The sequence below is a fragment of the Longispora sp. NPDC051575 genome (assembly GCF_040681875.1).
Lineage (GTDB): Bacteria > Actinomycetota > Actinomycetes > Mycobacteriales > Micromonosporaceae > Longispora.
Genome location: NZ_JBFAZP010000001.1, coordinates 554,118 through 568,077 on the forward strand (window position 1 = coordinate 554,118; position 13,960 = coordinate 568,077).

Sequence of the window (13,960 nt, forward strand, 5' to 3'; positions counted from 1 at the left end):
GACTGACGACGGAGGCGAACCGAGGGTGAATGTGAACTTTGTCAAACGGGCGGGCCTGAGCCTGGCGGCCAGGAGGGTGAAGTCCCTGATCATGCTGGGGCTGTTCCTGGTCATCTTCACGCTGGTGCTGGCCGGGTTCCTGCTCCAGAGCGCCACGGGCCAGTCGGCGGCCCACACGAAGGCCCGGGTCGGCGCGGACGTCACCCTCGACTGGGACGTCGAGAAGGCGATGGCCAAGAGCAACGGCGGCTTCCCGAAGATGTCCGACGCGGACGCGCTGACCACGGACAGGGCGGACGCGCTCGGCAGGTCGCCCCTGGTCCGGGACTACAACTACAGCCTGGAGAGCGCGAGCCCGCCGCCGGCCGGGGTGACCCTGCTGGAGAGCGCCGCCAAGCCGCCGGAGGGCCTGTCGATGGCCACCACCGTCGGGGGCGCCGCGACGACCGCCGGACCCGCCGACATGAACACCCTGTCGGTCAGCGGGCAGCGCGACGTCCGGCTCACCGACGAGTTCGCCAAGGGCCGGCACGCGGTGATCGACGGCCGGGCGATCGGCCCCGCCGACGACGGGAAGAACGTCGTGATGGTCGAGGAGCGGCTGGCCGCGAAGAACAAGCTCACGGTGGGCGGCAAGCTCACCCTGAAGTCCCCGGACGGCAAGAACCCGATCGAGTTCGAGATCGTCGGCGTGTACCGGGACCCGACCGCCCCGCAGGCCGACATGTGGATGCCGCCGGGCATGGTCCCCGGCAACAAGGTCTACGCCCCGGTCGGCGCGGTCGCGCGGCTCAACCCATCGGAGCAGGTCGGCGGGCGGACCAAGGTGCAGGTGGCGAAGTACACCCTGAAGGATCCGGGGAAGTTCGAGCAGTTCAAGAAGGCCGCCGGGGCCGCGGGCGTGGACCTGGGGGTGTTCAAGCTCGACAACAACGACCGGCTGTACCGCGACCTGGTCGGCCCGATCCAGTCCATCGCCTCCTTCGCCGGGGTGGCCGTCTGGCTGGTCTCGATCGCCGGGGCCGCGATCCTCGGGCTGATCGTCGCGATGGCCATCAAGGAACGCCGCCAGGAACTGGGCATCCTGCTGTCCCTCGGCGAACGCAAGTGGAAGCTCGTCGGCCAGCACCTGGTGGAGGTGACCGCCGTCGCCGTCCTGGCGCTGGGCTTCTCGGTGCTGGTCGGCACGGCCCTGTCCCAGTACGCGGGGGACGCGCTGCTCGGCCGGGAGGTGGCCGCCGCGAAGGACAAGGAGGCCGACCAGGGGACGGTGGCCGGTGGCGGGAAGGTGATGATGGCCCGCTCGATCGGGTCGGCCGACCCCGGGCCGGTGAAGCCGATCGACAAGATCTCGGTGTCGCTGGAGGCGGCCGAGGTGGGCCGGGTGGCCGGGGTGGGGGTCGGCATCGCGCTGCTGGCCACGCTCCTGCCCGGCCTGGCGATCCTGAAGCTCAACCCCCGCACGATCCTGATGAAGGGCGAGTGACCGTGGCACCGATTCTCGAACTCGACGGCGTCAGCCACGCCTTCCAGGGACCCCGGAAGAAGGTCTGGGTGCTCAAGAACGTGAGCTTCGCCTTCGAGCCGGGCACCTTCTACACGATCCTGGGGCCGTCCGGCAGCGGCAAGACCACGATGCTCAGCCTGGCCAGCGGGCTGGACTCCCCCGTCGACGGCCGGGTGCTCTACCGGGGCGAGGACGTGCGCGGCATGGGCCTGGCGAAGTACCGCAACCGGCACGTGGCGACGATCTTCCAGTCGTACAACCTGCTGACGTACATGAGCGCCGTGCGCAACGTGACCACCGCCATGGAGATCACCGGGGTCAAGGGCGGCCGGAAGCGCGCCATGGAGCTGCTCGAACGGCTCGGGCTCGACGAGGAGGAGGCGAAGGCCCCGGTCCTCGAACTCAGCGGCGGCCAGCAGCAGCGGGTCGCCATCGCCCGCGCCCTCGCCTGCGACGTGGACATCCTGTTCGCCGACGAGCCGACCGGCAACCTCGACGGCGACACCGCGCAGGAGATGGTCGAGGTGTTCCGGGAGCTGGCGCACGAGCAGGGCACCTGCGTCATCGTGGTCACCCACTCCCAGGAGGTGGCCCGGCAGTCCGACCAGGTGCTGACCCTGACGAAGGGGAAGATCGCCCGGCGCGGGAAGTGAACCGGCCCGGCCGGGGGCTCACTACGCTCAGGGGGTGGACAACCTTCTGCTCCCCGGGCACGACGTGGCCCTCGGCCGGTACACCGTGGTGCGCCGGCTCCTGCCGCAGCGCCCCCGCCGGATGGTCGGCGCGTGGTGCTTCGCCGACGCGTTCGGCCCGGACGACGTGGCCGACCGGCCCGGCATGCAGGTCGGGCCGCACCCGCACACCGGCCTGCAGACCGTGACCTGGCTGGTCGAGGGCGAGGTGCTGCACCGCGACAGCCTGGGCAGTCTGGTGAGCATCCGGCCGGGCCAGCTGAACCTGATGACGTCCGGGCGGGGCATCGCGCACTCCGAGGAGTCCCCCGCCGCGCACCCGCCGGTGATGCAGGGGCTCCAGTTGTGGGTGGCGCTGCCGGAGGACGCCCGGCACGGGGAGCCCGCCTTCGACCACCACGCCGACCTGCCCGTGCTCTCCGGGGACGGGGTGACGGCCACCGTGGTGATGGGTTCCCTCGGCGGGGTGACCTCGCCGGCCCGGGCGCACACCCCGCTGGTGGGGGCCGAGTTCGTGCTCGCGGCCGGGGCGCGGACGACCGTCGCGGTGGAGCCGGACTTCGAGTACGGGGCGATCGTGCTGAACGGGGCCGCCCGGGTGGGCGGTACCCCTCTCGTCCCGGGAGGTCTGCTCTACCTGGGCACCGGGCGCCGTGAGCTGCCCCTGGAGGCCGACGGGGACGCGCGGCTGTTCCTGATCGGCGGCGCGCCGTTCGACGACCCGCTGGTGATGTGGTGGAACTTCGTGGCCCGCTCGCACGAGGAGATCGTCGAGGCCCGCGAGGACTGGATGGCCGGCCGGCGGTTCGGCGTCGTGCGCGGGTATGACGGGGATCCCATTCCGGCCCCGGCGATGCCGACAGTCCGGCTGAAAGCACGCGACCGGCACGGGAATAGTTGACTGAGCAAATATCTTGAGTACAGTGCAAGTAGTTGACTGAGCAACTAAGTGATCTGGAGGGGCACGATGCCCGCTGTGACCGTCGAGAACCTGCTGGCCCTGCCGCGCGTTCCGCAGCCCAACCCCCTCACCGACCGTGACCGCCCCGTCCTGTCCGTGACCACCGCCCCCCGGGGCTTCGAGGGCGAGGGCTTCCCCGTCCGGCGCGCCTTCGCGGGCGTGGACCTCGCCGACCTCGACCCTTTCATCCACATGGACCAGATGGGCGAGGTCGACTACGGGCCGGGCGAGCCCAAGGGCACCCCGTGGCACCCGCACCGGGGCTTCGAGACCGTGACCTACATGATCGACGGCGAGATGGCGCACTCCGACTCCAACGGCGGCGGCGGCCTGATCGGCGGCGGCGACACCCAGTGGATGACCGCCGGGGCCGGGATCCTGCACATCGAGACCCCGCCCGAGCACCTCGTGATGAGCGGCGGGCTGTTCCACGGCGTGCAGCTGTGGGTCAACCTGCCCAAGTCCAACAAGCTCGCCGCGCCCCGGTACCAGGACATCACCGGCAACAAGGTCGCCCTGCTCACCTCGCCCGACGGCGGGGCGCTGATCCGGGTGATCGCCGGGGAACTGGCCGGGCACGCCGGGCCGGGCTCGACGTACACGCCGATCACGCTCGTGCACGCCACGGTCGCGCCCGGCGCCTCGGTCACCCTGCCCTGGCGGGCCGACTTCAACGCGCTCGCCTACGCCCTGGGCGGCTCCGGCACGGTCGGCGCGGAGAAGCGCCCCCTCGCCTCGGGCCAGCTCGCGGTGTACGGGCCGGGCGGCGCGCTCACCGTCGCCGCCGACCCGGGCGGCGCCCCGCTGGACGTGTTCGTCCTGGGCGGCAAGCCGATCCGGGAGCCGGTCGCCGCGTACGGGCCGTTCGTGATGAACACCCGCGCCGAGCTGGTGCAGGCCTTCGAGGACTTCAAGGCCGGGCGGCTGGGGTCGATCCCGGCGGAGCACGCGGAGTAGGTGGTCGGGAGACGGCCGGGCCTTCGGGGCCGGCCGTTCCACCCGTCGGCGTGGCCGGGCGGGTGGACCCGCGGTGAGAATGGTCGTCATGGGAAACGCGCACATGTATCCGCTGCTGCACACCACCGATCTGGACGAGGCCTTCGGCCTGGCCCGGCAGCTGGTCGCGCTCGCCGATCGGGTGCAAGAGGTCTGCGTCTCGGCGATGACCACTCCCCGGGGGTTGCCGCGCTACCTGCCGCTGCCGGAACTGGCCGGGCGGCCCATGAGCACCGACCTGCGCGTCCCACGGGAACGGGACGAGGTGGTGTCGCACCTGCTCAAGGACGTACCCGAGGACCGGTTCTACCGGTCGCCCCGAGGCCCCGGGGAGGTCTCGGGACTCACGCCCGCCGAAGCGGGACTCGTCGAGGCGGTGCCGGATCTCGTGGTGGACATCGACATCGACGGCATCGCGCCGGGCAGGGTCGAGGAGCGGTTCATCGCGACCGTGGGGCGCGACATCGGCGAGCTGGGCTGGTCGGTGATCTGGCCGGAGTGCGCGGCGGAGGAACTGTGGTCGAACCCGAAGTACGACGGTGTCGAGCTGGTGATCCACGAGACGGGCCTGTTCAGCGAGGAGTGGTCCGACACGCACTCGGTCTGGGTGTGCGGGCGGAGCGAGGAACGCGCGGAGTGGGCCGCCCGGGCCACGGGGCGCGCCGTCGTCGGCGCGATGCGGCTCGGCCGGTAGCGCCACGCGATCGCGACCCTTCCTGTTACCCGGCGGTAATGGGAGGATCGGGAGATGACCGAGGACGTGGTCCGGTTCGGGGCCTGCAACCTGTGCGAGGCCATCTGCGGGCTGCGGTTCACCCTGCGCGACGGCGCGATCGTCGACATCCGGGGCGACGAGGACGACCCGCTGTCGAGGGGCCACCTCTGCCCCAAGGCGCTCGCGCTGCCCGACGTCCGCGACGACCCCGACCGGCTGCGGCGCCCGGTGCGCCGGACCGCCGACGGCTGGGAGGAGATCTCCTGGGAGGCCGCGCTCGACGAGGTCGCCCGGCGGCTGGTCGAGGTCCGCCGCGCGCACGGGAGCGACGCGGTGGCCGTCTACCTGGGCAATCCCAATGTGCACAACTACGGCTCGCTCACGCACGGGCCGCTGTTCCTCGGGCAGCTGCGGACCCGCAACCGGTACTCGGCGACGTCCGTCGACCAGCTGCCGCACCACCTCGTGTCCCACTGGCTGTACGGCCACCAGTTCCTGCTGCCGGTGCCCGACATCGACAGAACGAGCTTCTTCCTGGTACTCGGCGCGAACCCGGTGGCCTCCAACGGCAGCCTGATGACGGTCCCCGACTTCCGGCGCAGGCTCACCGACCTCCAGGGGCGCGGCGGCCGGATGGTCGTGGTCGACCCCCGGCGCACCGAGACCGCCCGGGTCGCCGACGAGCACCACTTCATCCGCCCCGGTACCGACGCGGCGTTGCTCTTCGCTCTGGTCCGTGAGGTCTTCGAGGCGGGGCTGGCGAGCCCGGCGGCCTATGTGGACGGGCTCGACGCGGTGCGCGCGGCGGTCGCGGAGTTCACGCCGGAACGGGTCGCGCCGGTCACCGGCGTGCCGGCCGGGCACATCCGGCGGATCGCGCGGGACTTCGCGACCGCCGACGGGGCCGCCTGCTACGGCCGGGTCGGCTTGTCCACCCAGAAACACGGCGTGCTCAGCCAGTGGGGCGTACAACTGCTGAACCTGGTCACCGGGAACCTCGACCGGCCCGGCGGCACCCTGCTCACCCGGCCGGCCGTGGACCTCGTCGGCCGGAACCTGATCGGGCGCGGGCACTACGCGAAGTGGCGCAGCCGGGTGCGGGGCCTGCCCGAGTTCGGCGGCGAACTGCCGGTGGCCGTCCTCGCGGAGGAGATCCTCACCCCGGGCGACGGCCAGGTCCGCGCGCTGGTCACCTCCGCCGGCAACCCGGTGCTGTCCACCCCGAACGGCGGCCAGCTCGACCGGGCCCTCGCCGGGCTGGACTTCATGGTGTCCGTCGACTTCTACCTCAACGAGACCACCCGGCACGCCGACATCATCCTGCCGCCGACCGTGGCCCTGGAGCACGACAACTACGACATCGTGTTCCACGCGCTCGCCGTCCGCGACACGGCCCGCTACTCCCCCGCCGTGTTCGCGCCCCCGGCCGACGCGCGGCACGACTGGCAGATCTTCGGGGAACTGGGCCGCCGGTACCGGAAGAAGTGGGGTGGCAGGCGCACCTGGCGGGACCTGCGGCTGGCCGTGCAGTCCCGGCTGCGGCCCGACCAGCTGGTGGCGCTGCTGCTGCGCACCGGCCCGTACCGGCTGTCGATGCGCGCCCTGCGCCGCGCCCCGCACGGCGTGGACCTCGGTCCGCTGAAGCCCTCGCTGCCCGGCGCGTTGCGGACCCGCGACCACCGGGCGCACGGCGCGCCCCCGGAACTCCTCGCCGCCCTGGACGCCGCGCGGCCCGAGCTCCTCACCCCGCTGGCGGCCGGCGAGTTGCGCCTCGTCGGGCGCCGGCACCTGCGCAGCAACAACTCGTGGATGCACAACGCGCCCCGCCTGGCGAAGGGCCGCCCCCGCCACCAGCTGCTCATGCACCCCGACGACCTGGCCGCCCGGGGCCTCGCCGACGGCCAGCGGGTCCGGATCCGGTCCCGGGTGGGGGCCGTGGAGACCGAGGTGGCGGCCACGGCGGACATGATGCCGGGGGTGGTGAGCCTGCCGCACGGCTGGGGCCACGACCGGTCCGGTACCCGGCTGACGGTGGCGGCGGCCCGGCCCGGGGTCAGCCTGAACGACCTGACCGACGACGCCGAGGTGGACGGGGTCGTCGGCACGGCCGCGTTCAGCGGGGTGGTCGTGACGGTGGAGGCGGCGGCCTGAACCCTCGGGCGGGCGCACCGGCCACGGGCGGCAGAACGCGGTGGGCGGACCGCCGGCCCGGTCCCTGGCGGGGAACGCCCGGCGGTCGGCCCCGGCGGCTACCGCCGGGACAGCAGGTCCACCGCCGCACCCGCGTCCGCCAGCCCCGCCCCGCACCCGTCGGGACAGTCCCCCGGCAGCTCACGCGCCGTGTGCTGGACGATCAGCTTGACGTCGGCCGGCGTCAGGGTCGGGTTCAGGCCCAGGAGCAGCGCCGCCAGGCCCGCGACGTGCGGGGCGGCCATGCTCGTACCCTCCATCTGGCCGTAGCCGGGGTCCCCGGTCGCGGCCTGGCCCTGGTTCCAGGTGGACAGGATGCCGTCGTTGGGGGTCACGTGCGTCTCCCCGCCCGGGGCGGCCACGTCGACCGTGGCGCCGTAGTTGGAGTAGTCCGACCGGCCGCCGGCCCGGTTCAGGGCGCCGACGACGATCGTGTCCCCGCCGCAGTTGGCCGGGGTGGAGCCGCTGGCCGGCAGGTTCTCGTTGCCGGCGGCGATCACCACGGTCGCGCCCCGGCCGGTCGCCGACCGCAGCGCGGCCGAGTACGCCTTCGGGCACGCGCTCCGCCCGCCGAGGCTCAGGTTGAGCACCTGGGCGGGGTTCTGGTTCCTGGGGACCCCGGGCACGGTACCCCCGGAGGCCCAGACGATCGCGTCGGAGATGTCGGCCACGGTGCCCCCGCACACGCCGAGCACCCGGACCGGGACGAGCCGGGCGCGCGGGGCGACCCCGGCCACGCCGACGTTGTTGTCCGCGACGGCCGCGACCGTACCGGCGACGTGCGTGCCGTGCCAGCTGCTCGGCCGCCCGGGCCGGTTCTTCTCGCACTGGCCGGAGGACGTCCAGTCGCCCTGGTCGGCGGCGTCTGCGTCCCGGCCGTTCCCGTCGCGGGCCGCGGCGGCGCTGCTGAGGAAGTCGTAGCCGGCGACGACGTTGGCGTCGAGGTCCGGGTGCTTCGTGATGCCGGTGTCGAGGACGGCGACGGTCACGCCGTCCCCGGTGGCGCCCCGGTCCCAGGCCTCCGGGACCCGCATGCCGGCCCGCTCCTCGTGCAGGTCCCACTGGTAGGACAGGTACGGGTCGTCGGTGGCGGCGGTCGGGGCGGCGATCCGCAGGTTGGGCTCGACGGACACGACCCGCTGGTCGGCGGCGATCCGGCGCATCACGTCGTCCATCGTGGCGCGGGACAGCTCGGCCGGCTGGGTGCGGTACAGGATCCGGTCGTTGGCCATCGGCACCGCCGGGTCGAGCCTGATGCCCTCGATCTCGGGCAGTGCGGCCCGGGACACGTCGCCGTCGGTCCCGGGCGCGCCGGGCTGGAACTGCACGATCAGGCCGTCGGACTCCGCGAACTCGGGTTCCACGGCGGGGGCGGCGGACGAGGCCGCCGCCGACAGCACCGTCGACAGCAGGAGGAGGACGCCTCCGGTAGTCAGGCGGGTGGGTAGTCGCACAGAATTCCCCTCTCGGGTGGATCACGGCGGGCATACCTCCAGGATGGTAATTGCCCAGCTATGACCACTTTGCCCATTCGGGGAATGTCCCGGGGACTCAGCCCAGCGACAGCGCCGCCAGCGCCGCGTTCACGATCGACCCCGGCGTCAGGTCGTGCAGCTCGTAGAGCTCGGCCACGGTGCCCGACTGGCCGAACGTGTCCACGCCCAGCGGCACGCACGGCACACCCAGCGCCGACCCGAGCCACGCCATCGCGTGCGAGGCCCCGTCGTGCACGGTGACGACCGGCGCGCGGGTCGGGAACGCGGCCCGCAGCGCGCCGGCCACCGACGGGGTGGTCGCGGTGCGCACGCCCTGGCGCAGGGTCCGCTGCCAGGCGGAGTACAGCCGGTCGAGGGAGGTGACGTCCACGACGTGCGCGGCGATGCCCTCCTCGGCGAGTTCGGCGGCGGCGGCCAGGGTCTCCGGCAGCACCGCGCCGGAGGCGGCCAGGTACACGGCCGGGCCGGAGACCGTGGCGGTGACCAGCGGGTACGCGCCCGCGAGCACCTGTCGGCGCAGCACCGCCTCGCCGAGCCGTTCCCGGGCGGCGGCGAACGGCGCCTGGTCGATCGGCCGGGTGGTGAGCCGGAAGTAGTAGGCCCCGTCCTCGGTGGGCCCGGCGGTCGGATTGGTCGACGGGCCGGCGGCGATCCGGCCGAACGCGTCGCACAGCAGCCAGTCCAGGGCCCCGGCGTACGCGGGCTCGATCAGGGTCGTGTTCGGCAGTTCGAGGCCGATGGACGGGGTGATCGTGGACTGGTGCGCGCCGCCCTCGGGGGCCAGGGTGACGCCCGAGGGGGTGCCGGCGACGACGAACCGGGAGCCGGAGTACACCGAGTAGATGAACGCGTCCAGGCCCCGGCACACGAACGGGTCGTACACGGTGCCGACCGCCAGGAGGGGCTGGCCGGACAGGTCCCAGGACAGGCCGAGCTGGCCGAGCAGCAGGAACAGGTTCATCTCGGAGATGCCGAGTTCCAGGTGCTGGCCGGTGGGGCCCTCGGACCACTTGACGAGCGGGTCGGCCGACCAGGCCCGGCGCGGCTCGGGGGCGAACACGCCGGTGCGGTTGATGAAGCCGGCGAGGTTGGTGGAGGTGGCCACGTCCGGGGCGGTGGTGACCAGGTAGGGGGCCACGGCCGGGTCGCGGGACAGGTCCACCAGGATCCGGCCGAACGCCTCCTGGGTGGACATCGGCTTGGTCGAGCGCAGCCCGGTGGCGGTCGGCACGGTCACGCCGAGCGCCGGCGAGCGCGGCGGCTTGGTGAGGGCGTCGCGGCGCGCGTTGCACAGGATGCCGGCGGGGCTGGCGGCGTCGAACCGGTCCCACTCGGTCGCCTCGTCCAGGCCCGTCCCGGCCCGCAGGTCGGCGATCTGGTCCCCGGTGAGCAGGCCGGAGTGGTTGCGCGGGTTGCCGGCGAGCGGCAGACCCCACCCCTTCACGGTGTACGCGAACACGACGCTCGGCCGGTCCTTCTCCGCGTCGGCGGCCTCGAACGCGTCGACCAGCGCGCCGATGTCGTGCCCGCCGAGGTCGGTGACCAGGGTGTGCAGGTCCTCGACGCCGGCGACGAACTCGGCGACCCCGTCCGGCGCCCCGTCGAGGAACCGGATCCGCAGTTCCTCGCCGGCCAGGGCGAACAGCGACTGGTACTGCTCGTTGGGCATCGCGTCGAGCCAGGTGCGCAGCACCTCGCCGCCGGGCCGCGCGAACGCCGCCTGCAACCGCCGCCCGTACTTGACCTCGGCGACGTGCCAGCCGGCCGCGTCGAACTGGCCGCGCCACTTGTCGATCTGGATGCCGGGCACGACCCGGTCGAGGGACTGCCGGTTGAAGTCGACGACCCACAGCACGTTGCCGAGCCCGGTGGTGGCGGGGTCGACGACGGCTTCCCAGATGTTGCCCTCGTCGAGTTCGGCGTCGCCGATCAGGGCCACGAACCGGGAGCCGGGCCGGGCGCCGAAGTGCGCGTCGACGTAACGGCGGGTGACGGCGGCGAACAGCGGGGCGGCGGCGCCGAGGCCGACGGAGCCGGTGGAGAAGTCCACCTCGTCGGGGTCCTTGGTCCGCGACGGGTAGGACTGGAGCCCGCCCCGCGACCGCAGCGTCGTCAGGTACCTCCGGTCGAGGTTGCCCAGCAGGTACTGGATCGCGTGGAACACCGGGGAGGCGTGCGGCTTGACGCTGACCTTGTCGGCGGCGTCGAGGTGGTGCAGGTACAACGCGGTCAGGACGCTGGTCAGGGACGCCGAGGACGCCTGGTGGCCGCCGACCTTGACCCCGTCGCCGGTCTCGCGCTCCCGGTTGGCCGCGTCGACCATCCGCACCGCGAGCCACAGCACCCGACGGGAGACCTCGTTCAGAACCTCGATGTCCACGCGCGAACCCCACTCTTCTCTACGCCTGGCTGACAGCGTTTCACATTCTGTGACGGAGTCGGGCCTGGGACGCTCGTGACGCCGACAGGCCCGCCCGCGAGTGAGTGGGTGCACTCTTCAAGAGGTCAAGGTCCCGGGGTGCGCTCCACGAACCCCAGGACCGTGATGCGGACAGACTACCGGGTAGTGTGCGCAATTTGTGATCGTTCTTGCCCCATCTGGCGTGTCGCAGTGGTAGAAACTAGGGCTGTGGACAGCATCGACCGCAGAATCTTGCGCGAACTCCAGGACAACGGCCGGCTCACCAACGCCGACCTCGCGCACCGGGTCGGCCTGAGCGCCTCGCCGTGCCTGCGCCGGGTGCGGCAACTGGAGGAGGACCGGATCATCGCCGGGTACCGGGCCGTGATCGCCCCCGCCGCCGTCGGCCGGGGCTTCGAGGTGTTCGCCACCATCGAACTGCAGGCCAAGGACCGCGACACGATCACGGCGTTCGAGGAGGGGCTCGACGGCATCCCGGACGTGGTGGAGGCCTACCGGCTGTTCGGGGTGCCCGACTACCTGCTCCGGGTGGCCGTCGCCGACATCAGCGCGTACGAGGTGCTGTGCATCGAGCGGCTGACCTCGCTGCCCGGCGTCACGAAGATCAACTCGCAGATCACGATGAAGCGGCTCAAGGACCGGGGCGGACTGCCGCTCTGAGCCGTACCCGTCGAATGGTCCTCCGCCGCGGAAAAGGTCCGCCCCGTGCCCGCGCCGGTGGCATGCTGGGGAGGCCAACCTGGCACGTCCCGGGGAGGACGACATGCAGCAGCTGGAAGCCCCCTCCGACCTGGCCACCCCTCGGCTGACGCACGGCGGCCGGGCCGTGGTCGTCCTGAGTGTCCTGCTCACCCTCCTGCTCCTCGCGGCCGTGGTCGCCCTGTGGGCCCCGCTGCCCCCGGCCGACTGGGCGTGGAAGACCTACCTGGTCACCAGCGAGTACGCGCTCTTCGTCACCCTCCTCGGCCTCCTCGGTCTGGGCCTGACCCTCGCGCTGCGGGCCTGGCAGCGCTACCGGCTCGCGTGGGTCGTCACCCTGGTCGCGGTGCTCGCGATCCTGGCCGGGCTGCTGCCGACCGTCAACCTGTGGCTCACCGCGCGCTCGACGGGCACGCACCTGTCCCTGGGGCAGTACTTCACCGGCGGGATCAACCTCGGCAAGCCCGACCCGGCCCGCACCGTCACCTACGCCACCGTGGAGGGCCGCGCCCTGCCGCTGGACGTGTGGCTGCCGCCCGCGTCGGCCGCCCGGCCCGCGCCGGTGGTGGTCGCCGTGCACGGCGGGGCGTTCGTCGGCGGCCAGCAGGGCCAGTACCCGAAGTGGAACGCCTGGCTCAACGAGCGCGGGTACGCGGTGTTCGACATCCAGTACCGGCTGGCCCCGCCGCCCCGGTGGAACCAGGCGGCCGGCGACGTCATGTGCGCGGTCGGCTGGGTCCGCGCGAACGCCGAGCGGTACGGCGTCGACCCGACCCGGATCGTGCTGATGGGCGAGTCGGCGGGCGGCACCCTGGCGCTGCTGGCCGCCTACAGCCAGGGCGACGCCGCGCTGCCGCCGAGCTGCCCCGCGCCCGACACCTCGGTGACGGCCGTCGTCGGGCTCTACCCGGCCACCGACCTGGTCGCGGGCTGGCACGACAACACGCTGGGCGGGTACACCCGCGACGCGGTGCAGAAGTACACCGGCGGCACCCCGGCCAGCGCCCCCGACGCCTACCGGATCGCCTCGCCGCTCAGCTACGTCCGGGGGAAGCTGCCCCCGACCCTGCTGGTGCACGGCGAGCACGACGCCCTGGTGGACCCCGAGACCCAGTCCGTGCCGCTGTCGATCAAGCTGGACGAGTCCAACGTGCCGCACGAGCTGGTCACCCTCCCGATGACCGACCACGGCTACGACTTCCAGTGGGGCGGCTGGGGCACCCAGATCACCCGGCACGCCCTGGGGCGCTTCCTCGACAGGTACGTCACGCCACCGCGATGACCGTCTTGCCCCGGGCCCGGCCTGCCCTGCTGCGGGCCAGCGCCGCCGGGGCCTCCGCCAACGGGACCGTGCCGTCCACCGTGACCCGCAGCCGGCCGGCGGCCACGTCGTCGGCCACCCGGGCCAGCACCTCCGCGGTCGGGCGGTTGTCCAGGTTGAACGCCCGGATGTCGCGGGCCGCCAGCGCCTCCGGATCGGCCGCCCACGTGCTCACCCCGACCGCGCCGCCCCACCGGACCGCCGCCGCGACCGCCACCAGGGCCGCCTTGTCACTGGCCACGTCGATCAGGACGTCCACACCATGCGGGTACCGGGCCAGCACCCGCTCCGCCACCGGCCCCGCCGTGTGGTCCACGGTCTCCTCGGCCCCGAGCGCGCGCATCGACTCCGCCGCGTCGGGCCGGGCGGTGGCGATCACGTGCGCCCCGCGCGCGGCGGCCAGCTGGGTCGCGAACGTGCCCACCCCGCCGGTCGCCCCGACGATGAGTACCGTCTGGCCGGGCGCGACGTGCGTGCCCTCGACCAGGTTCAGCGCCGTGGTGCCCGCGACCGCCAGCACCGCCGCGTCGGTGTAGGACACGGCGTCGGGGATCCGGGCCAGCGCTCCGGCGTCGGCGACCGCGTACTCGCCGTAGGAACCGCCGCCGGACTTCACCCTGAGGAACTCGCCGAACACCCGGTCGCCGACCGCGAACCCGATCACGTCCGCCCCCAGGGCCGCGACCTCGCCCGCGCCCTCCATGCCCAGGACCAGCGGGAACCGGTGCGGCAGGGCGTCACGCAGCGCGCCGTCGCCGACCTGCCAGTCGAACGGGTTGAGCCCGGCGGCGTGGATCCGCACCAGGACCTGGCCCGGGCCCGCCTCCGGTACGGGCAGCTCCATGACCTCGGGGGTCGCCCCGAACTCCGATACGGCGACAGCACGCACGACGACCTCCAGTTGTCCGTTTCCCCGGAGAAACCTAGCCGCACCGGGAGCCGGCGGGCGGGAACCGGGTCC

11 protein-coding genes are annotated in these 13,960 nt (G+C 73.2%); 8 read left to right on the forward strand and 3 right to left on the reverse strand.

All coding sequences use genetic code 11. The annotated features are described in order from the left end of the window. The first annotated feature begins 25 nt into the window (after positions 1 to 25). The 6 genes from AB0M43_RS02345 (at position 26) to AB0M43_RS02370 (ending at position 7,022) form a co-directional block, all read left to right on the forward strand. Positions 26 to 1,486 (forward strand): ABC transporter permease, encoded by a 1,461-nt coding sequence (locus AB0M43_RS02345; RefSeq protein ID WP_363720374.1) that lies wholly within the window; start codon positions 26 to 28, stop codon positions 1,484 to 1,486. Then, positions 1,483 to 2,160: an ABC transporter ATP-binding protein gene (locus AB0M43_RS02350; RefSeq protein ID WP_363720376.1), complete on the forward strand. Its 678-nt coding sequence runs from the start codon at positions 1,483 to 1,485 to the stop codon at positions 2,158 to 2,160. Before AB0M43_RS02345 ends, AB0M43_RS02350 begins: the two co-directional genes overlap by 4 nt. A 34-nt stretch (positions 2,161 to 2,194) precedes the next feature. Continuing rightward, positions 2,195 to 3,100 (forward strand): pirin family protein, encoded by a 906-nt coding sequence (locus AB0M43_RS02355; RefSeq protein WP_363720378.1) that lies wholly within the window; start codon positions 2,195 to 2,197, stop codon positions 3,098 to 3,100. 66 nt (positions 3,101 to 3,166) lie between these two features. Then, entirely contained in the window at positions 3,167 to 4,117 is a 951-nt protein-coding gene (locus AB0M43_RS02360; protein ID WP_363720379.1) for a pirin family protein, read from the forward strand. Positions 4,118 to 4,205: 88 nt separating this feature from the next. Beyond that, a complete protein-coding gene (locus AB0M43_RS02365; RefSeq protein WP_363720381.1) occupies positions 4,206 to 4,850 on the forward strand; it encodes a hypothetical protein in 645 nt (214 codons plus the stop codon). A gap of 54 nt (positions 4,851 to 4,904) precedes the next feature. Further along, positions 4,905 to 7,022 carry a molybdopterin-dependent oxidoreductase gene (locus tag AB0M43_RS02370; protein ID WP_363720382.1) on the forward strand — a complete coding sequence of 706 codons (2,118 nt, stop codon included), beginning with the start codon at positions 4,905 to 4,907 and terminating at the stop codon, positions 7,020 to 7,022. 98 nt (positions 7,023 to 7,120) lie between these two features. Here the strand turns inward: AB0M43_RS02370 and AB0M43_RS02375 are convergent, their stop codons facing one another. Further along, positions 7,121 to 8,515, reverse strand: coding sequence for a S8 family peptidase (locus tag AB0M43_RS02375; RefSeq protein WP_363720384.1), 1,395 nt, complete (start codon positions 8,513 to 8,515; stop codon positions 7,121 to 7,123). Between the two features lie 97 nt (positions 8,516 to 8,612). Next, positions 8,613 to 10,880, reverse strand: a complete 2,268-nt coding sequence (locus tag AB0M43_RS02380; protein WP_363720936.1) for a transketolase C-terminal domain-containing protein — start codon at positions 10,878 to 10,880, stop codon at positions 8,613 to 8,615. Between the two features lie 306 nt (positions 10,881 to 11,186). Here AB0M43_RS02380 and AB0M43_RS02385 point away from each other — a divergent pair, with 306 nt between their 5' ends. Further along, entirely contained in the window at positions 11,187 to 11,639 is a 453-nt protein-coding gene (locus AB0M43_RS02385; protein WP_363720386.1) for an Lrp/AsnC family transcriptional regulator, read from the forward strand. Between the two features lie 103 nt (positions 11,640 to 11,742). Beyond that, positions 11,743 to 12,960, forward strand: coding sequence for an alpha/beta hydrolase (locus AB0M43_RS02390; RefSeq protein ID WP_363720388.1), 1,218 nt, complete (start codon positions 11,743 to 11,745; stop codon positions 12,958 to 12,960). On the opposite strand, the gene AB0M43_RS02395 is transcribed toward AB0M43_RS02390, so the two are convergent. Then, the gene (locus AB0M43_RS02395) at positions 12,944 to 13,888 is read right to left on the reverse strand and encodes an NADP-dependent oxidoreductase (RefSeq protein WP_363720389.1); all 945 of its coding nucleotides are present in this window, start codon (positions 13,886 to 13,888) and stop codon (positions 12,944 to 12,946) included. The genes AB0M43_RS02390 and AB0M43_RS02395 overlap by 17 nt on opposite strands. Between the last annotated feature and the right edge of the window lie 72 nt (positions 13,889 to 13,960).

What these genes read in the sequence shown, in the direction of transcription:
- AB0M43_RS02365 (WP_363720381.1), top strand. Translation starts at nt 4,206, where the DNA reads ATGGGAAACGCGCACATGTATCCGCTGCTGCACACCACCGATCTGGAC.
- AB0M43_RS02390 (WP_363720388.1), top strand. Translation starts at nt 11,743, where the DNA reads ATGCAGCAGCTGGAAGCCCCCTCCGACCTGGCCACCCCTCGGCTGACG.
- AB0M43_RS02370 (WP_363720382.1), top strand. Translation starts at nt 4,905, where the DNA reads ATGACCGAGGACGTGGTCCGGTTCGGGGCCTGCAACCTGTGCGAGGCC.
- AB0M43_RS02360 (WP_363720379.1), top strand. Translation starts at nt 3,167, where the DNA reads ATGCCCGCTGTGACCGTCGAGAACCTGCTGGCCCTGCCGCGCGTTCCG.
- AB0M43_RS02380 (WP_363720936.1), bottom strand. Translation starts at nt 10,880, where the DNA reads ATGGTCGACGCGGCCAACCGGGAGCGCGAGACCGGCGACGGGGTCAAG.